Annotated in this window: 17 protein-coding genes; 7 read left to right on the top strand and 10 right to left on the bottom strand. The window is 69.2% G+C overall.

The features are described 5' to 3' along the window. The first annotated feature begins 82 nt into the window (after positions 1 to 82). The 3 genes from AC07X5_RS27630 to AC07X5_RS27620 all read left to right on the top strand — a co-directional run bounded on the left by AC07X5_RS27630 (position 83) and on the right by AC07X5_RS27620 (position 1,965). A complete protein-coding gene (locus AC07X5_RS27630) occupies positions 83 to 904 on the top strand; it encodes an alpha/beta fold hydrolase (protein ID WP_494772748.1) in 822 nt (273 codons plus the stop codon). A gap of 118 nt (positions 905 to 1,022) precedes the next feature. Next, positions 1,023 to 1,403 (top strand): hypothetical protein, encoded by a 381-nt coding sequence (locus tag AC07X5_RS27625; RefSeq protein WP_494772747.1) that lies wholly within the window; start codon positions 1,023 to 1,025, stop codon positions 1,401 to 1,403. A gap of 172 nt (positions 1,404 to 1,575) precedes the next feature. Then, complete coding sequence (locus AC07X5_RS27620; protein ID WP_494772746.1) at positions 1,576 to 1,965, top strand: EF-hand domain-containing protein; 390 nt, start codon at positions 1,576 to 1,578, stop codon at positions 1,963 to 1,965. Positions 1,966 to 2,010: 45 nt separating this feature from the next. Here the strand turns inward: AC07X5_RS27620 and AC07X5_RS27615 are convergent, their stop codons facing one another. Together AC07X5_RS27615 and AC07X5_RS27610 are read right to left on the bottom strand one after the other, a co-directional pair. Next, the gene (locus tag AC07X5_RS27615) at positions 2,011 to 3,351 is read right to left on the bottom strand and encodes a sensor histidine kinase (protein ID WP_494772745.1); all 1,341 of its coding nucleotides are present in this window, start codon (positions 3,349 to 3,351) and stop codon (positions 2,011 to 2,013) included. Beyond that, positions 3,345 to 4,022 carry a response regulator transcription factor gene (locus tag AC07X5_RS27610; RefSeq protein ID WP_409954845.1) on the bottom strand — a complete coding sequence of 226 codons (678 nt, stop codon included), beginning with the start codon at positions 4,020 to 4,022 and terminating at the stop codon, positions 3,345 to 3,347. Before AC07X5_RS27610 ends, AC07X5_RS27615 begins: the two co-directional genes overlap by 7 nt. Before the next feature lie 9 nt (positions 4,023 to 4,031). On the opposite strand from AC07X5_RS27610, the gene AC07X5_RS27605 reads away from it, so the two are divergent. Beyond that, positions 4,032 to 4,292 carry a hypothetical protein gene (locus tag AC07X5_RS27605; protein ID WP_494772744.1) on the top strand — a complete coding sequence of 87 codons (261 nt, stop codon included), beginning with the start codon at positions 4,032 to 4,034 and terminating at the stop codon, positions 4,290 to 4,292. A gap of 85 nt (positions 4,293 to 4,377) precedes the next feature. On the opposite strand, the gene AC07X5_RS27600 is transcribed toward AC07X5_RS27605, so the two are convergent. Next, entirely contained in the window at positions 4,378 to 5,100 is a 723-nt protein-coding gene (locus tag AC07X5_RS27600) for a FadR/GntR family transcriptional regulator (protein WP_494772743.1), read from the bottom strand. Positions 5,101 to 5,226: 126 nt separating this feature from the next. Between AC07X5_RS27600 and AC07X5_RS27595 the strand changes: the two genes are divergently transcribed. The 3 genes from AC07X5_RS27595 (at position 5,227) to AC07X5_RS27585 (ending at position 8,548) form a co-directional block, all read left to right on the top strand. Then, positions 5,227 to 6,423: a mandelate racemase/muconate lactonizing enzyme family protein gene (locus AC07X5_RS27595; RefSeq protein ID WP_494772742.1), complete on the top strand. Its 1,197-nt coding sequence runs from the start codon at positions 5,227 to 5,229 to the stop codon at positions 6,421 to 6,423. A gap of 24 nt (positions 6,424 to 6,447) precedes the next feature. Further along, positions 6,448 to 7,407 (top strand): 2-hydroxyacid dehydrogenase, encoded by a 960-nt coding sequence (locus AC07X5_RS27590; protein WP_494772741.1) that lies wholly within the window; start codon positions 6,448 to 6,450, stop codon positions 7,405 to 7,407. Positions 7,408 to 7,531: 124 nt separating this feature from the next. Further along, positions 7,532 to 8,548, top strand: a complete 1,017-nt coding sequence (locus tag AC07X5_RS27585; protein ID WP_494772740.1) for a tripartite tricarboxylate transporter substrate binding protein — start codon at positions 7,532 to 7,534, stop codon at positions 8,546 to 8,548. A 3-nt stretch (positions 8,549 to 8,551) separates the two neighbouring features. Here AC07X5_RS27585 and AC07X5_RS27580 read toward each other — a convergent pair whose 3' ends face one another. The 7 genes from AC07X5_RS27580 to AC07X5_RS27550 form a co-directional block, all read right to left on the bottom strand. Continuing rightward, a complete protein-coding gene (locus AC07X5_RS27580) occupies positions 8,552 to 10,852 on the bottom strand; it encodes a helicase C-terminal domain-containing protein (RefSeq protein WP_494772739.1) in 2,301 nt (766 codons plus the stop codon). Continuing rightward, entirely contained in the window at positions 10,849 to 11,673 is an 825-nt protein-coding gene (locus tag AC07X5_RS27575) for a hypothetical protein (RefSeq protein ID WP_494772738.1), read from the bottom strand. Before AC07X5_RS27575 ends, AC07X5_RS27580 begins: the two co-directional genes overlap by 4 nt. A 102-nt stretch (positions 11,674 to 11,775) precedes the next feature. Continuing rightward, a complete protein-coding gene (dgoD, locus tag AC07X5_RS27570) occupies positions 11,776 to 12,924 on the bottom strand; it encodes a galactonate dehydratase (RefSeq protein ID WP_494772737.1) in 1,149 nt (382 codons plus the stop codon). A 43-nt stretch (positions 12,925 to 12,967) separates the two neighbouring features. After that, positions 12,968 to 13,621: a 2-dehydro-3-deoxy-6-phosphogalactonate aldolase gene (locus AC07X5_RS27565; RefSeq protein ID WP_494772736.1), complete on the bottom strand. Its 654-nt coding sequence runs from the start codon at positions 13,619 to 13,621 to the stop codon at positions 12,968 to 12,970. After that, a complete protein-coding gene (locus AC07X5_RS27560) occupies positions 13,618 to 14,640 on the bottom strand; it encodes a 2-dehydro-3-deoxygalactonokinase (RefSeq protein WP_494772735.1) in 1,023 nt (340 codons plus the stop codon). Before AC07X5_RS27560 ends, AC07X5_RS27565 begins: the two co-directional genes overlap by 4 nt. Positions 14,641 to 14,648: 8 nt before the next feature. Continuing rightward, positions 14,649 to 15,587 (bottom strand): dihydrodipicolinate synthase family protein, encoded by a 939-nt coding sequence (locus tag AC07X5_RS27555; protein ID WP_494772734.1) that lies wholly within the window; start codon positions 15,585 to 15,587, stop codon positions 14,649 to 14,651. A gap of 18 nt (positions 15,588 to 15,605) precedes the next feature. After that, positions 15,606 to 17,339 (bottom strand): IlvD/Edd family dehydratase, encoded by a 1,734-nt coding sequence (locus AC07X5_RS27550; protein WP_494772733.1) that lies wholly within the window; start codon positions 17,337 to 17,339, stop codon positions 15,606 to 15,608. Positions 17,340 to 17,366 lie beyond the last annotated feature (27 nt).

The raw sequence follows: 17,366 nt of genomic DNA, 5'->3' as shown, positions 1-17,366 counted from the left end.
AGTCGCTTCGCGCCTTCCCCCCTGAGGGGGGACGCCCCCAGCGCGGCCGGGCGGCCTTTGCGCGGGGGCGCTGGCCTGGGGCGTGGCGGTATCCGCCGCTGCGGGCTGTGCCTGCGTCCATGGGGGGACCCATACGATGATGAAGCTACCTACCCGCTGGATCTTTCTGCGCGGCCTCACGCGCGAGGCGGTGCACTGGGGGGGCTTTGTGCCGGCCTTCCAGGCGGCCATGCCCGGTGCCGAGGTGCTGATGCTGGACCTGCCGGGCAATGGCCAGTGGCATCGGCGGCAGAGCCCGATGTCGGTGGCGGCCATGGTGGCGCAGTGCCGTGCCGAGCTGGCGCAGCGCGGCATTGCCGGGCCGCACCATCTGCTGGCCATGTCGCTTGGGGCCATGGTGGCCACCGAGTGGGCGCGCACGGCCCCGGACGAGGTGCAGGGCTGCGTGCTCATCAACACCAGCTTCGGCAACTTCAGCCCCTTCTACCGGCGGCTTCGGCCGCGCAACTACGGCCCCCTGGTGCGCGGGGTGCTGCTGGCCAGCGGGCCGCATGCGGCGGAGTCCACCGTGCTGCGGCTCACCAGCAACCGGCCCGGGCAGCACCAGGGCGTGGTGGAGCCGTGGGTGGCTGCGCGCCAGGCGCGGCCTGTCTCGGGTGCCAACGCCGTGCGCCAGCTGGCCGCGGCGGCGCGCTACCGCGCTCCGCGCACATGCCCGCTGGAGCGCATGCTGCTGCTGGGCAGTGCGCAGGATGGCCTGGTCAGCAGCCGCTGCTCCGCGGCGATCGCGCGCGCCTGGGGCTGCCCACTGGTGCTGCACCCCTGGGCCGGGCACGATCTGCCTCTGGATGATCCGGCCTGGGTCGCGCAGCAGATTGCGGACTGGGCAGCCGGCAGACCGTAGCGGGTCGGTTCGCATCTGGTACACGCTCGAACACCCCTGCCCGGCGGCGCCATGTTCGGGCAACCTGCGGGGCGCCTACTCCAGACAGCCATGCAATTGGCAAGAAGGAGTGCATCTGATGTTTTTGAAAGCTGGTCGATCCTTGGTACTGCTGGGCGCAATGGCCCCGTTCCTGCTGCTCGCACCGTATTGCGGCCCCGCCCATGCCCAGGGATGGGGTGATGGCCACCACGGCCGCTGGGAACGCGAGCGCGAGCGCGCCGAATTCCACCGGCGCGAACGGGAGCGCAACCGCCGGGAAGAGGCGCGCAACGACCGCGTGGTGGCGGGTGTCGTCGGCACCGTGCTGGTGGCCGGCATCATCGCGGCCGCCGCCAACCGTGACAAGGAAGAGCGCGAGCGCGGCCGCGCGGACTACTGCCTGGGCCGGTACGGCAACTACGACCGGGCGACGGACACCTACCGCGCCTCCAACGGCTATTCCTACCGCTGCCAGTGACGGTGTCCCGTGCCGTAGTGGCGCTGCATGCCGCGGACCGGCCCGCGGCGCAGCCGGCGCCATCCCCTGTTCTCCATCCCGGGTCCTGCCCTGGCCATTCCGGTGGCCAGGCCATGGCTGCCCGTGCGGCCAAAGCCATCCTTTGGCCCCCTCAACCACCGAAAGTTTCAACATGAAGAAAAAAATCGTTCTCCTGGCGCTCGCAAGCGCAGCGCCGCTCCTGGCCAGCGCGGCAGCCGACGAACAGAAGCAGGAAAAGCAGGCCTACATCGACAAGACCTTTGCCGCCATGGACGCCAACCGCGATGGCCGCGTCGACAAGGCGGAGTTCAGCAAGTTCCAGCAGGCGCGTTTCAAGAAGCAGGCGGCGTCCATCGATGCCGCCTTCGACGAGCTGGACAAGGACAAGGACGGCAAGATCAGCAAGACCGAAGCCGCCGTGGTGCCCGACATCGCCAAGTATTTCGACGGGCTGGACACCGACAAGGACGGCTTCCTGTCCCGCGACGAGATGCAAAAGGCCATAGTGGCTGCGCAGACCGCAGAGACCACCGCGAAGTAGACAACGGCGGTAGCCGGCGGCGCAGCGCCTTTTCTGCGCCAGGCGCTACGCTGGCGGCAGCGCCACCCGAAAGACGGCGCCGCCCGCCGGCACGTCGAGTATGGACACGCTGCCGCCATGCCGCTCCACGGCCTGCAGCACCAGGCTCAGGCCGAGCCCTGTTCCGGTAGGGCGGGGCCGCAGGCGGTGAAAAGGCTCGAACACCCGTTCGCGCTCCTGCACGGGAATGCCGGGCCCGTCGTCCTCGATGTCGATGGTGGTACCGTGCACGCGCACTGCCACATGCTGGCCGCCGTGCTCCGCGGCGTTCTGGACCAGGTTGGTCACGACGCGCTCCAGCGCCCCCGCATCGCCGGCCACGCTGCCGCCCGCGTCCACCTGCACGGCGATGGTCTTGCCCGACGCGATCATGAGCGGCGCCATGTCCGCCGCCACGCCGCGCACCAGCCCGGCGAGGTCGATGCGAACCCGGGGAGGCTGGAGGTCCAGGCGCTGCAGGTCCAGCAGCTGCTCGGCCAGGGTGGCCAGGCGCGCGACCTCGCCCGACAGGTGCTGGCCATCGCTGCCCGGGGCGGCATCGATCTTGGCGCGCAGGATGGCGATCGGCGTGCGCAGTTCGTGTGCCGCCGAGGCAATGAAGCGCTGCTGCCGCTCGTAGCCCTCGTCCAGCCGGGCGAGGGCTTCGTTCACCGCGCGCACCAGGGGCCCGATCTCGCGCGGCACCTCGTGCTCGGACAGCCGTATGCCGCGCTGGTCGACGTCGATCTGCTCGGCCTCCTTGGCGATGCGCGCCACGCCCGAGAGCGTGCGCCGCACGATCCAGGGGGTGTTGATGAGGGAGACCACCGCGAAGATCAGGATGATCGGGAGCACGATCAGGTTGGACGCCACGACGACGGCAAAGGTCAGGCCGATGAGCTTGCCGTGCGCCAGGATGGTGACCTTGCCCGCGGGGCTGCTCTCGCGGCGCACCACGGCCGACAGGCTGTAGGGCGGTGAGCGGTCGCGGAAGATGGCGTACGACAGGTCGCCCAGGGCGCTCACGACCGAGTCGAACTGGGCTGGCATCTGCCCCGACGAGACCTTGTGGCCGGCATCGTCCTTGGCCACGAACCACAGGTCCGGAGCGGCCGCCCGGAGTTCGGCCAGGTCTGGTGTCTCGGTGATGGCCAGCCCGCCATCGTTCGTGCGCACAAGGGCCTTGGCGATGACGTCGGTGATCTTTTCATCCGTGTAGAGCCCGCCTGCGTCCATGCGGGCACCGATGGCGATCAGCACGATGAAGGACAGCAGCAGGGTGATCAGGTTGATCACCAGCGGCTGCACGATCAGCCGCCGCTTGAGAGAGGGCTGGCTGGGCTTCTTCTCCTTTTTCTTCTTCAACATGGTGCCGCCCGCAGCAGGTAGCCGACGCCGCGCACAGCGTGGATCTCCACCCCCGCATCGGCGTCGGCGAGCTTGCGCCGCAGGCGCGAGACATGGGAGTCCAGCGTGTTCGAGTGGATCTCGTCGTCATAGCCGAACACGGCCTGTTCCAGTGTTTCGCGCATCACGGTGCGCCCCTTGCGCTGCACCAGGCAGGCGATGACGCGCAGCTCGCGCCGCGGCAGGTCGAGCCGCTGGCCTTGCACCGATGCCTCGTCGCAGGCCGGATCGAAGCAGAGTCGGCCCAGCGTGATGGTTTCGCTGGCCAGGTCGCTGGGCCGGCGCCGGATCGCGCGGATGCGCGCCATCAGCTCCTCCAGCGCGAAGGGTTTGGCCAGGTAGTCGTCGGCGCCTTCGTCCAGTCCCTCGATGCGGTCGGCCAGTTTTCCCAGGGCGCTCAGCACGATGACGGGAACCCCCCGGTTGCGCGAACGCAGGGCGGGCAGCAGGGCCAGGCCATCGCCGTCCGGCAGCGTGCGGTCCAGCAGCACCAGGTCGTGGGCTGCGCCCTCGGCCGATGCCCGGGCGTGCGCAAGGGACGCGGCGGTGTCGACGACGAAGCGCTCCCGCTCCAGGGCGATTCTCACGGCATTCGCGAGTTCGTACTCGTCCTCGATCAATAGTATGCGCATGGTTGATTTATGAATGGGTATTTTTTTGGATTATTGGAAGGGCGCAATGTTCATGCAATGCTGTTGATGTATTTGCTTTTTCATTTGATTTTCAGGGTATTATTTGTTTGGGTGTGGCATTCTATTCGCACGCCATGCGGCACCGCAAGCCAGACGAACGGTCAGACCTTGCCGCGCTGGCAGCACGATTATCTGGCCCCGAGAAATGGGGCTGGTGATTATGGTGATTTGATCCATTCGGGTATTTTGATTACCCAGCCGCGCAGCTGATCGGATTCACTGAAAATGCGCCGCCCCCAACGCAATGCCCGGCCCGCGTGGATTCACCGCCCCGGCGCGGGGCGGGGCGCCTGGATCACTGGCCGAACAGGCGCGCGATGCCGCCCTGCAGGTGGGCCTCGGCGGCGTGGCGCGCTGCCGTGGCGTCCTGGCGGCCGATGGCGTCCTCGATGGCCGCATGCTCGCGGCACACGTCGGCCAGGCGCTCGCCGCGCGGCCGCCCCACCAGGCTGCGCACCAGGCCGATGCTGAAGCGTGTCTGCGGCTCCAGCGCGGCCATGGTCATGCTGAAGAAGCGGTTGCCGCAGGCCTGGGCGATGGCTGCGTGGAAGGCGATGTCCTCATCCACCGCATCGCGGCCCTCGGCCAGTGCGCGCTCGAAGCGTTCGCGGCAGTCGCGGATGTACTGCATCTGGTCGGCCGTGCGCACCAGGGCCGCACGGGCTGCGGCCTCGCCCTCCATGCTGCAGCGAAAGTCCAGGAAGGCGCGGATGTCCGGAATGTTGCGCAGCGCCCCCAGCGAGAGCGGCTGGGTCTGGGGCAGGGCGTCGGTCACGAAATTGCCCGAGCCCTTGCGCGTGCTGATGCGCCCCTCATCGCGCATGCGCGCCAGCGCCTGGCGCAGCACCGGCCGCGACACACCCAGCCGCTGGGCCAGCGCCGTTTCCCCGGGCAGGCGTGCCTGAGGCCCGAACCCCGGCGTGCCCAACAGCTTGAGCAAGCTGTCGTAGACGCGGTTCGCCAGCAGGCGCTCGGCGCTGGGTTGCGGAAGGTCGGCGGAGGACTGCGGGGTGTTCATGGTTGACAGGTATTTACAGGGAAATCCTGTGATTGCAGGTGAAGGTCGCCAAAAAGACAATCGCATCCAGAGATTCAATGCGTATTTCGGTACCTGGAATCGCAAAGATATAAAAAGCTGTAAATCATGTCAACCATCACCTGCCTGCGCACCTACCGCATGCCCGACCGGCCCAGCCTGATCTGGCTGGAGATCGAAACCCGCGACGGCCTGGTCGGCCTGGGCGAAACCTTCCGGGGCGGCGTCTCGGTCGAGGCCTGCCTGCACGGCGAGCTCGCCCCCTGGCTGCTGGGCCGCGATGCCCGGCACATGGAGGGCATCTCGCGCCACCTGCTCACGCCCTATGTGGGCTACAACAGCTCGGGCGTGGAGGTGCGCTCGGCCAGCGCGGTGGACATCGCCCTGTGGGACCTGGCCGGCCAGCGCCAGGGCGTGCCCCTCTACCAGGCGCTGGGCGGCGGCGCGCGCGACAGCGTGCCCGTCTACAACACCTGCGCGGGCTATGCCTTCAACACCAACGGCAAGCGCCGCGACATCGGGGCAGCGGACGAGTCCGAAGGGCCCTACGACGACCAGGTGGCCTTCATGCGCGATGCCGGAGCCCTGGCCGAGAGCCTGCTGGCCGAGGGCTACAAGGCCATGAAGATCTGGCCCTTCGACATCTATGCACCCGCCAGCGGTGGCCACCTGATCAGCCTGCCCGACCTGGAAAAGGGCCTGCAACCCTTCCGCCAGATCCGCGAGGCCGTGGGCAACCGCATCGAGGTGATGTGCGAGTTGCACAGCCTGTTCGGCGGCCACTCGGCGTTGCGCATCTGCCAGGCGCTGGAGGAGTACAACGTGTTCTGGGTCGAAGACCCGCTGTGCAAGATGGACGACGCGGCCAGCCTGGCCGACCTGCGCCGCCGCACCCGCGTACCCATCTGCGGCAGCGAGACCCTGGGCGGCCTGCGCCCCTTCCGCGACCTGCTGGCGCAGGACGCGCTCGACGTGGTGATGCTGGACCTGGCCTGGTGCGGCGGCTTCACCGAGGGCCGCAAGATCGCCGCCCTGGCCCAGGCCTACAACAAGCCCCTGGCGCCGCACGACTGCACGGGCCCCGTGACCTTGATGGGCGGCCTGCACATGGCCTTGCATGCCCCCACCGCCATCTACCAGGAGGTGGTGCGCGCCACGCTGGCCACCTGGTACCGCGACATCGTGACCGACCTGCCCGTGATCACGGCCGGCATGGCCCAGCCGCCTGCATTGGCGGGGCTGGGCACTCGGCTCACCGAGGCCTTCAAGCAGCAGCCCGGCCTCATCGTGCGGGAAACCCGCTGAACCACCTACCGGAATCTGTTCTCCATGCTCATCAAGATCGTCGGGCTGCATGCCCCCAATGCCCCCCGCCTGCGCGCACTGCTGGGGCCGGAACACGAAGTCCAGGCGCTGGACGCCTTTCCCGTTGCCGGCCCTATCGCTGCGGACGTGGTCATCACCAACAGCATCGCGGCGGGCGAGGCCGCGCGCCTGCAATGCCGGCTGCTGCACGTGCCCGGCGCGGGCTGGGAGCAGATCGCCTGCGATGCGCTGCCTGCCGGCACGCTGGTCTGCAATGTGCACGGCCACGAGGTGCCGATTGCCGAGTTCACACTGCATGCAGTGCTGGAGCACTGCCTGGCACTGTGGCAGTACCCCGCGCGGCTCGATGCCGAGGCCTGGGCCGGCGCGTATGCAGCCCGTTCCCAGCACGGCGAGGCCCATGGGAGGACCATCGCCATCGTGGGTTTAGGCCACATCGGGCAGGAGATCGCGCGGCGCGCGCGGGCCTTCGGCATGCACGTGGTGGCGGTCACCCGCAGCGGCCGCCCGGCGCCGGCCGAGCTGGCGCAGGAGAGCATCGCCGTGGCGGCGCTGGACGAGGTGCTGCCCCGCGTGCAGGTGCTCGCCGTCTGCTGCCCGCTGGACGACAGCACGCGCGGCCTGATCGGTGCGCGCCAGTTCGCGCTGCTGCCGCCCGATGCCCTGCTGGTCAACGTGGCCCGTGCCGAGGTGGTGGACGAAGAGGCCCTGTACGAAGCGCTGGCCCAGGGCCGGCTGGGCCGCGCGGTGCTCGATGTCTGGTACCAGTACCCGAAGAAAGGCCAGGCGCCCGTGCCGCCCTCGCGCTGGCCACTGCACGAACTGCCCAATGTGCGCGGCACGCCCCATATCTCGGCCATCACGCCCGCGCTGCTGGATCGGCGCTACGGCTTCATGGCCCGCAACATCGGGCGGCTGCAGCGTGGCGAGCCGCCCGAGAACCTGATCTGCCGGGCGCCTTGAGCGCCACCGCCGCGGGCAATTGAGTACGCGGCGATCTTCCAACCCCTCCGGCTCCGGCCGGTGCAATACCCCCAGGAAGGCCGGGTCGGCCTTCGCTCACCCTGACAAAGAAACGGAGCCCGCCATGACTGCCCCGATACTGCACTGCCTGCCCCACAAACTGCCCGGTCGGCATGCCATCGCGTGCCTTGCCGCCGCCGCGCTCCTGGCAGGCACGGCCCTGTCCCTCCGGGCCGAGGAGGCGCCCGCTGCCTACCCGAGCAAGATGATCCGCATCACCGTGCCCAACCCGGCAGGCGGTACCTCCGACGTGCTGGCGCGCCTGCTGGCCAAGGAGCTGGGCGAGGCCCTGAAACAGCCCATCATCGTCGACAACAAGGCCGGCGCCAATGGGCAGATCGGCGCCTCCTTCGTCGCCAAGTCGGCGCCTGACGGCTACAACCTGCTGCTGCTGGACATGAGCGTGCTGACCATCGGGCCCAGCGTGATGCAACTCAACTACCAGCCGCTCAAGGACCTGGCGCCCATCGCCATCCCGGCCTACTCGCCGCACCTGCTGGTGGTGCGCAACGACCTGCCGGCGAAGAACATCGACGAACTGGCCGCCTACGCCAAGAAGACGGGCAAGCCCGTGAGCTTCGGCACGCCGCTGGCGGCCATCAGCCAGCTCGCCGGCATCCAGCTGGCGCAGGCCAAGGGCTTCGAGTTCAACATCATCGGCTACAAGGGCGGCGCCCAGGCGCTGGCCGACCTGGCGGGCGGGCAGATCGACTCGGCCATGGCCAGCGTGGTGGCCACCAACACCCTGGTGCAGGGCGGCAAGGTCAAGGCCATCGCCGTGACCAGCGCCAAGCCCTTTGCGGCCACGCCGGGCGTGCCCACCGTGGCCTCGCAGATCCCCCACTTCGTCACCGGCTCCTGGCAGGGCCTGCTGGCGCCCGCAGGCACGCCGCCCGCCGTGCTGGACAAGCTGCAGGCCGCCGTGCAGCGCATCGTGGCCCGGCCCGACATCGCCAAGCGGCTGGCGGAACTGGGCTCGGAGCCCTCGGACATGAACCGCCAGCAGATCGCGGAGTGGATGCACACAGAAACCACTCGTTGGTCCAAGGTCGTGAAAGACAACGACATCAAGGCGAATTGAGGCTCAGTGCTGCCACCACCTGGGCAGCAGGTCCCGGATTTCGCGCCGGCCGAAGCGGTCGTCCATCAGGTGCACCACGCCTTCGTCGCTGGGTGTGCGGATCACGCGGCCTGCGGCCTGCACCACCTTCTGCAGGCCGGGGTAGAGGTAGGTGTAGTCGTAGCCCTCGCCGAACAGCGCCTGCATGCGCTCCTTGACCTGTTCGTTGACCGGGTTGACCTGGGGCAGGCCCAGCGTGGCCAGGAAGGCGCCGATCAGGCGCCGGCCCGGCAGGTCGATGCCTTCGGCAAAGGCGCCGCCCAGCACCGCGAAGCCGATGCCCTCGCTGGTCTCGGTGAAGCGGGCCAGGAACTCGCGCTGCTCCGATTCAAGCATGCGCCGCGACTGGCTCCAGTGCGGCAGCGCGGGGTGCTGTTCTGCCAGCAGTGCGGCTGCCTGCTGCAGGTACTCGTAGCTGCTGAAGAAGGCCAGGTAGTTGCCCGGCCGCTCGCCGAACTGCCGCGCCATCAGTGCCACGATGGGGGCGAGCGAGGCCTTGCGGTCCGGGTAGCGGGTGGAGATGTGGCGCGCCACCTGCACCGACAGCTGTGCCGCCTGGAACGGCGACTCCACCTCGATGGCCAGGTGGTCCTCGGGCAGGCCCAGCAGGTCGGTGTAGTAGCGCTGTGGCTGCAGCGTGGCCGAGAACAGGGTGCTGGTGTGCGCCGCCTCCCAGCGCTGGGCCAGGAAGGGCGCGGGCACCAGGTTGCGGATGCACAGGGTGGAGCTGCCGGGCGCGCGCGCCGCCTTGGGCAGGCCCGGGGCTGTGGGCTGGGTCACGTCCACCAGCGAATGTGCGTCGAGCAGCCCGGCCATGCGCACCAGGTGCAGGGCGTCGAAGTAGAAGGCCTGCAGGGCCGCATCGGGCTCGGCCGGGTGCTCGGCCAGGTGGTCGGTGAGGGTATTGCCGCACAGCTGCAGGGCGGCCAGCAGGTCCTCGGGGAAGGCCTCGTGCACGGCGTAGGCGCTTGTCTGCTGCTTGTCCAGCGCCACCCAGGCGCGTCGCACCTTGTCCAGCGCCTTCTTGACTGCAGGGTAGCGGGCGGCGCTGGCGGACTGGCGCGCCTGGGCCAGGCCGTCCGGGCGCAGCTCGGCGGTGTACATCTTGCGGCCCCGGTCCACCAGGTTGTGCGCCTCGTCCACCAGCAGCGCCGTGCGCCAGCCGTTGGCCTGGGCCAGGCCGTGCAGCAGGCCGCCCATGTCGAAGTAGTAGTTGTAGTCGCCCACCACCACGTCGGCCCAGCGCGCCAGTTCCTGGCTCAGGTAGTAGGGGCAGACCTGGTGCGCCAGCGCGGCGCTGCGCACATCGGCCTGGTGCAGGGTGATGCGTTCGCTGCCGGCCTGGGGCTGCAAGGCGGCCGCGCGCGCAGCGGGCAGGCGGTCGTAGAAGCCCTGGGCCAGCGGGCAGGATTCGCCGTGGCAGGCCTTGTCGGGGTGCTCGCAGGACTTGTCGCGCGCCACCATCTCCAGCACGCGCAGCGGCAGGGCGGGCGCGCTGTCGGCCAAGCGGGTGAGGGCGTCCAGCGCCATCTGCCGGCCCGAGGTCTTGGCCGCGAGGAAGAACACCTTGTCCAGCCGCTGCGCGGGTGCCGCCTTGAGCAGCGGGAACAGCGTGCCCATGGTCTTGCCGATGCCCGTGGGCGCCTGCGCCATGAGGCAGCGGCCCGCGCTGGCGGCCTTGTACACGGCCTCGGCCAGCGGGCGCTGGCCGGTGCGAAAGCCGCCAAAGGGGAAAGCCAGCGCGGTGAGCGCCGCATCGCGCGCCGCGCGGTGCGCCACCTGCGCCTCGGCCCAGGCCAGAAAGCGCTCGCACTGCGCCTCGAAGTGCTGCCGCAAATCGTCGGCACTGCGGCGCTCGGTAAACACCGTCTCCTTCTGGCTGCCGATGTCGAAGTACACCAGCGCCAGGTCGATGTGCTCGAGCCCTTCCTGTTCGCACAGCAGCCAGCCGTAGATGCGCGCCTGGGCCCAGTGCAGCGCACGGTGCGAGGCGGGCTGGCGGTCGAGCCGGCCCTTGAAGGTCTTGACCTCGTCGAGCCGGGCATGCTCCGGGTCGAAGCCATCGGCACGGCCGCGCACGCGCAAGGTCTTGTAGTCTCCCGCCAGGCTTACCTCAGCGCGATAGGCCTCTGCGCGGCGTGATGCGGCAATCGCATGGCCGGCCATGCCCTCCAGGGCGGTAGGCGCGGGCGTGAAGCGCAGGTCCAGGTCACCCTGCTTGGCGGTGAACTCGCACAACTCGCGCACCGCGACGGTGTAGGTCATGGTGCCTCGGTACAGGGCGGCAGTTCGTCCACAGCGGGCTCGCCCAGGTGCGCCTGGGCCAACTCGTCCTCGCTGCGCAGCGGCGTGGCCTTGCACAGCGCCATCCACACCGCAAAGGGCAGGGTGCAGCTCGCATGCCGTGCAGGCCGCAGCAGCTCGAAGCGGCCATCGTCCACCCCGCCGTGCAGCACCCAGATGCCGAAATGCTCGGGGATTTCTTCGGGTTCGGCGATGCCGGCCGGGAACACGTAGTAGCACTCCTCGCACAGCCACTGGTAGGCCTGGCGTTTGGCGTCGTGGCGCAGGTCCGACAGCAGATCGGCGCGGCTGTGCTTGATCTCGTGCACCATGGGCTGCAGGTAGGCCGGCACGGTGGTGTTGCGCACCGAGAAAAGGTCCGGCCGCGCCATGCGCCACACGTTGGCGGCCTTGCGGCTGGCGGGGGTGTTTTCGCTCCACAGCGGGTTGCTGCTTGCCGGGGGCGGTGGCACCGCTTCCGGGGCTGCGCCCTCGATCACGGCGCGCAGCGACAGCTCGCGCCAGACGATGCGGCCCGATGCCAGCAGCTGCGCCGCGAAGCGCTGGCCCATGCGGTCGTGCGGGCTCAGCGCCCGCACGCCGCGCTGGCGCGCCTCGGCCAGCAGGCGGATGCCGCCTTCGGTGAGCTTCAGCGTCTCGAAACCCTCGGCCGAGGTGTGCAGGGCCACGAGCTCTGCCGCCAGCAGGTCGATCTCCAGCGCATCCTTGCAGGGCCAGCCGGCCGAGCGCCAGATCTGCATCAGGCGGGTTCGGTGGAAGCGGGTGATGGTCGGCGCCGTCATGGAGGCTTGGGGTTGGTCAAAACACTGATTGTAATTACAGTATTTTCCTCCCTTTCGCCCCCGCCGTCACCCCTTCACGGCGTTGTTACACCGCCGCAAGGCTCACCACTCCGCGAAACTGCCGTCCTTGTGGCGCCACACCGGGTTGCGCCAGCGGTGGCCTTCGGCGGCACGTTCGCGCACATAGGCCTCGTTGACCTCGATGCCCAGGCCCGGGCCCTGGGGGATGGCGACCATGCCGTCCTGGTAGGCAAACACCTCTCCGTTGGACACATAGTCCAGCAGGTCGTTGCTGGCGTTGTAGTGGATGCCCAGGCTCTGCTCCTGGATGAAGGCGTTGTAGCAGACGCCGTCGAGCTGCAGGTTGGCCGCCAGCGCGATCGGCCCCAGCGGGCAGTGCAGGGCCAGCGCCACGTCGTAGGCCTCGGCCATAGCGGCGATCTTGCGCGTCTCGGTAATGCCACCCGAGTGCGAAGGGTCGGGCTGGATGATGTCCACATAGCCCTCGGACAGCACGCGCTTGAAGTCCCAGCGCGAGTACAGCCGCTCGCCCAGCGCGATGGGGGTGGACGACAGGTGCGCCAGCTCCTTGAGCGCCTCGTAGTGCTCGCTGAGCACCGGCTCCTCGATGAACATCAGCCGGTACGGGTCTAGCTCCTTGAACAGCACCTTGGCCATGGGCTTGTGCACCCGGCCGTGGAAATCCACGCCGATGCCCACGTTGGGCCCCACCGCCTCGCGCACGGCGGCCACGTTCTTCAGGCATTTTTCCACCTTTTCGAAGCTGTCCACGTACTGCAGTTCCTCAGTCCCGTTCATCTTCACGGCGGTGAAGCCGCGGTCCACGGCGGCCTTGGCCGCCGCTGCGGTCTCGCTCGGCCGGTCGCCGCCGATCCAGCTGTAGACCTTGATGCGGTCGCGCACGCAGCCGCCCAGCAGCTCGGACACCGGCACGCCCAGCGCCTTGCCCTTGATGTCCCACAGCGCCTGGTCGATGCCGGCCAGCGCGCTCATGTGGATGCCGCCGCCGCGGTAAAAGCCGCCGCGGTAGAGCACTGTCCAATGGTCCTCGATGTGGCGCGGGTCCTTGCCGATCAGGTAGTCGCCCAGTTCCTCGATGGCGGCGGCCACGGTGTGGGCGCGGCCTTCGAGCACGGGCTCGCCCCAGCCGACGATGCCCTCGTCGGTTTCGATCTTCAGAAAGCACCAGCGCGGTGGCACGATGAATGTGGTCAGTCGGGTGATCTTCATGGGAAGCGGCTCGTCGGAAAGGGGAGAGGGGCAGTCGAATCGGTCAGGCGGCGGGGTAGGACGCACGCCAGGCCTGCATGAACGCAGCCGCATGGAGCGCCACGTCGGCTGCGCTGTCGCCGGGCTTGTACAGGGCCGAGCCCAGGCCGAAGCCGCTGGCACCTGCCTGGGCGTAGGCGGCGATGCTCTCGGGCGTGATGCCGCCCACGGGCAGCAACGCCACGGGAGGGCGCAGCACGGCGCGCCAGGCCTTGAGCACGGCGGGTGCCAGCGCCTCGGCGGGAAAAAGCTTGAGCGCATCGGCCCCGGCCGCCAGCGCGGCATAGGCCTCGGTCAGCGTGGCCACGCCCGGTGCGCAGGCCATGCCGGCCGCCTTGGCGGCGCGGATCACCGCCGCATCGCTATGGGGCATGACCACGATCTGCCCGCCGGCCGCGGGCACGGCGGCGCAGTCCTCGGGGAGGATCACCGTGCCGGCGCCGATCAGCGCATCGGCGGGCAGGGCGTCGCGCAGGGCGCGGATGCTGGCCAGCGGCTCGGGCGAGTTGAGCGGTACCTCGATGACCCGAAAGCCCGCGCCGTACAGCGCCTGGCCGATAGCGACCACCTCGCCAGGCTGCACGCCGCGCAGGATGGCGACCAGACCGCAATGGCGCATTGCACTGGCGAGAAGTTCAGAAGAAGAGGAAAAGGTCATCGTGCAGCCTCCGTGCTGCGGGTCTCTGAAGGGGTGGTCAGGCCGGCGGCTGTGGCGATCTGCCACAGCCCGCGCGCGGTGGCGTTCTCGGCCATTTCGGGGACGGGCATCCCGTAGGCCGCCAGCGCCAGTGCATAGCGCCGGCACAGGTCGGGCTCGCCGCAGAGCACTACATGCGCGGGCAGTGCATCGGGAGCCTGCTGGGCTGCGAGCGCAGCCACCTCGTGGCCGATGAGCAAGCCCGACAGGTAATCGGCCTGGGCCGTGCCGGGCAGCGCGCCCGTAAGACCCAGCGTGCGCGTGCTGAAGATGTGCGAGAGCAGGCCCAGCGAAGCCTCGGCCGAGCGCGCCACCTGCAGGCCGCGTGCAAACGCGGCATCGTCGGGCGCGTCCGCCGGCTGCATGGTGCGTCCCAGGATGGTGTGGCCGCGCAGGGCCGCGAACACCTCGCCCGTCATGAAGGTATGGAACTGCGCGATGGAGCGGCGCCGTGCCAGCACCCACTTGCTGTGTGTGCCGGGCAGGCCGATCAGCACCGGCGCCTGGTCGGGCCGGTCCGATCTGGCCATCACGCCCAGCACCTGGGTTTCTTCGCCGCGCATCACATTGGGCAGGTCGCCGCGCTGGATCAGCCCGGGAACGATGTGCACGCGGTGCCCGGCCGCATGCTCCACCACGGTGAGGCCCCGGGCCAGGTGGTCCAGAGAGGCCGGCGATTCGAGGTAGGCGGCCTCGCGCCAGCCCTGGGCGCTGCCCACCATGCCGCAGGCCAGCACGGGCAACCGGGATTCTGCGCGCAGCCAGTCGCCGCAGACGTCGTCGAAAGCATGCTCGAAGGCGGCGGCATGGGTCGCATGGGGCTGGCCGTCCGCTGCGGCGGGTAAATTCATGATGCCCCAGGGCCGGTGGCGCATCTGCTGCACCTGGCCCACGGTATCGAAGCGGAAGGCGCGCAACGAGCTGGTGCCCCAGTCCAGCCCTATCAGTGCGGCGGCGGTCTCGGAGGTGTCGTGTGCCACGGCCGCCCTCACCGTGCCCAGCGCAGCACCAGCGGGTCCAGCCGGCGCGCAATGTCGATCAGTCCGCGTCGCACCTCAGGGTGCATGGCCGGGAAGGGGTGGCGCCCGGCCTCACAGGCGATCACGCCGCCTTCCTTCATCAGCGCCTTGGCGGTCAGGATGCCGCCCTGGCGGTTTTCGTGGTTGATGAGCGGCAGCCAGCGCTGGTACAGCGCGAAGGCCTGGTCGGCATCGCCCTGGCGGTGCGCCTCGAGGATGGGGCGGATGCCATCGGGAAAGCCGCCGCCCGTCATCGCGCCCGTGGCGCCGGAATCGAGGTCGGCCAGCAGGGTGATGGCCTCCTCGCCATCCCAGGGGCCCTCGATGGCTGCGCCGCCCAGGCGGATCAGCTCGCGCAGCTTGCTGGCGGCGCCCGGCACCTCGATCTTGAAGTAGGCCAGGTGCTCGATTTCCTGCGCCATGCGCGCCAGGAACGGTGCCGACAGCACGGTGCCGCTGGCCGGCGCATCCTGCACCATGATGGGAATGGCGATGGCGTCGGACAGGCGGGCGTAGAACTCGTAAATCTGCGCCTCGGGCACGCGGAAGGTGGCGCCGTGGTAGGGCGGCATCACCATCACCATGGCGGCGCCCATGTCCTGTGCGGCGCGGCTGCGCTCGGCGCACACGCGCGTGCCGTAGTGGGTGGTGGTGACGATCACGGGCACCCGGCCGGCCACATGCTCCAAAGACACGCGGGTGAGGATTTCGCGCTCGGCGTCGGAGAGCGAAAACTGCTCGGAGAAATTGGCCAGGATGCACAGGCCGTCCACGCCGGCATCGATCATGAAGTCGAGGCAGCGCTTCTGGCTGGCCAGGTCGAGGGTGCCGTCTTCGTGGAAGGTGGTCGGCACCACGGGAAAGATGCCGCGGTAGCGGAGGGACTGGGGGGATGTCGTTGTTGGCATGGGTCTACGGGTCAAGGTTCAGTGCGAGTGGCGTGGTACGGCGGCGCCTCGGCAACCGACCAGGAAGTCGAAGTCGCAGCCATCGTCGGCCTGCAGCACGTGGTCCACGTACAGGCGCTGGTAGCCGCCGCGCCCGCCGTTGTCGGTGCCTGCAAGTGCGGCCAGGCGCGCGGCCAGTTCCTCGTCGCTGATATCGAGGTGCAGGCGGCCCTGTTCGCAGTCGAGCTCGATGTAGTCGCCGTCGCGCACGGCGGCCAGCGGACCGCCCGCAGCAGCTTCGGGCGCCACGTGCAGCACCACGGTGCCGTAGGCCGTGCCGCTCATGCGCGCGTCGGAGATGCGCACCATGTCCTTCACGCCCTGGCGCAGCAGCTTGGGCGGCAGGCCCATGTTGCCCACTTCGGCCATGCCGGGGTAGCCCTTGGGGCCGCAGTTCTTCATCACCATCACGCAACTGGCGTCGATGTCCAGGTCTTCATCGACGATGCGTTCCTTGTAGTGTTCCAGGTTCTCGAACACCACGGCGCGGCCCCGGTGCTTGAGCAGCTCGGGTGATGCCGCCGAGGGCTTGAGCACCGCGCCGCGTGGCGACAGGTTGCCGCGCAGGATGCAGATGCCGCCATCGGCGATCAGCGGGTTGTCGATGGGGCGGATCACCTCGTCGTTGTACTGCGGCGCCTCGCGCACGTTGTCCCACAGGCTCTTGCCGTTGACGGTGAGCGCATCTGGGTGCGGCAACAGCCCGTTCTCGCCCAGGCGGCGCAGCACGGCGGGCAGGCCGCCCGCATAGTAGAACTCTTCCATCAGAAAGCGGCCCGAGGGCTGCAGGTCCACCAGGGTGGGCGTGCCGCGGCCGATGCGGGTCCAGTCCTCCAGGTCCAGTTGCACGCCGATGCGGCCGGCGATGGCCTTCAGGTGGATCACGGCGTTGGTGGAGCCGCCGATGGCCGCATTGGTGCGGATGGCGTTCTCGAAGGCCTCGCGCGTGAGGATCTTCGATAGCGTGAGCCCTTCGTGCGCCATCTCCACGATGCGCCGGCCCGACATGTGGGCCAGCACATAGCGGCGCGAGTCCACGGCCGGGATGGCTGCGTTGTGCGGCAGCGAGGTGCCCAGCGACTCGGCCATGCAGGCCATGGTGCTGGCCGTGCCCATGGTGTTGCAGGTGCCGGCCGAGCGCGACATGCCCGCTTCCGCGGCAAAGAACTGGTGCTCGTTGATCTCGCCCGCCTTCAGCGACTCATGCAGCCGCCACACGGCCGTGCCCGAGCCGATGTCCTTGCCGTCGAGCTTGCCGTTGAGCATGGGCCCGCCCGTGACCACGATGGCCGGCACGTCGCAACTGGCCGCGCCCATCAGCAGGGCGGGCGTGGTCTTGTCGCAGCCGACCAGCAGCACCACCGCATCGATGGGGTTGCCGCGGATGGCTTCCTCCACGTCCATGCTGGCCAGGTTGCGCGTGAGCATGGCCGTGGGGCGCAGGTTGGATTCGCCGTTGGAGAACACCGGGAACTCGACCGGAAAGCCGCCCGCCTCGTAGATGCCGCGCTTGACATGCTCGGCGATCTTGCGAAAGTGGGCGTTGCAGGGCGTGAGCTCGGACCAGGTGTTGCAGATGCCGATGATGGGGCGGCCATCGAACTCGTGGTCCGGGATGCCCTGGTTCTTCATCCAGCTGCGGTACATGAAGCCGTTCTTGTCGGCGGTGCCGAACCATTCGGCGGAGCGGAGCTTGCGCGGGGAGGAAGTCATGCTGTTGTGGTTTTGGGAGAGGTGGTT

Source organism: Acidovorax sp. GW458-11-26-14-TSB4 (assembly GCF_059423865.1).
This window is presented reverse-complemented; position numbering and strand designations above follow the sequence as displayed.

What these genes read in the sequence shown, in the direction of transcription:
- AC07X5_RS27555 (WP_494772734.1), bottom strand. Translation starts at nt 15,587, where the DNA reads ATGCCAACAACGACATCCCCCCAGTCCCTCCGCTACCGCGGCATCTTT.
- AC07X5_RS27590 (WP_494772741.1), top strand. Translation starts at nt 6,448, where the DNA reads ATGCTCATCAAGATCGTCGGGCTGCATGCCCCCAATGCCCCCCGCCTG.
- AC07X5_RS27600 (WP_494772743.1), bottom strand. Translation starts at nt 5,100, where the DNA reads ATGAACACCCCGCAGTCCTCCGCCGACCTTCCGCAACCCAGCGCCGAG.
- AC07X5_RS27615 (WP_494772745.1), bottom strand. Translation starts at nt 3,351, where the DNA reads ATGTTGAAGAAGAAAAAGGAGAAGAAGCCCAGCCAGCCCTCTCTCAAG.
- dgoD (WP_494772737.1), bottom strand. Translation starts at nt 12,924, where the DNA reads ATGAAGATCACCCGACTGACCACATTCATCGTGCCACCGCGCTGGTGC.
- AC07X5_RS27580 (WP_494772739.1), bottom strand. Translation starts at nt 10,852, where the DNA reads ATGACCTACACCGTCGCGGTGCGCGAGTTGTGCGAGTTCACCGCCAAG.
- AC07X5_RS27625 (WP_494772747.1), top strand. Translation starts at nt 1,023, where the DNA reads ATGTTTTTGAAAGCTGGTCGATCCTTGGTACTGCTGGGCGCAATGGCC.
- AC07X5_RS27585 (WP_494772740.1), top strand. Translation starts at nt 7,532, where the DNA reads ATGACTGCCCCGATACTGCACTGCCTGCCCCACAAACTGCCCGGTCGG.
- AC07X5_RS27595 (WP_494772742.1), top strand. Translation starts at nt 5,227, where the DNA reads ATGTCAACCATCACCTGCCTGCGCACCTACCGCATGCCCGACCGGCCC.
- AC07X5_RS27610 (WP_409954845.1), bottom strand. Translation starts at nt 4,022, where the DNA reads ATGCGCATACTATTGATCGAGGACGAGTACGAACTCGCGAATGCCGTG.
- AC07X5_RS27620 (WP_494772746.1), top strand. Translation starts at nt 1,576, where the DNA reads ATGAAGAAAAAAATCGTTCTCCTGGCGCTCGCAAGCGCAGCGCCGCTC.
- AC07X5_RS27575 (WP_494772738.1), bottom strand. Translation starts at nt 11,673, where the DNA reads ATGACGGCGCCGACCATCACCCGCTTCCACCGAACCCGCCTGATGCAG.
- AC07X5_RS27565 (WP_494772736.1), bottom strand. Translation starts at nt 13,621, where the DNA reads ATGACCTTTTCCTCTTCTTCTGAACTTCTCGCCAGTGCAATGCGCCAT.
- AC07X5_RS27550 (WP_494772733.1), bottom strand. Translation starts at nt 17,339, where the DNA reads ATGACTTCCTCCCCGCGCAAGCTCCGCTCCGCCGAATGGTTCGGCACC.
- AC07X5_RS27605 (WP_494772744.1), top strand. Translation starts at nt 4,032, where the DNA reads ATGAATGGGTATTTTTTTGGATTATTGGAAGGGCGCAATGTTCATGCA.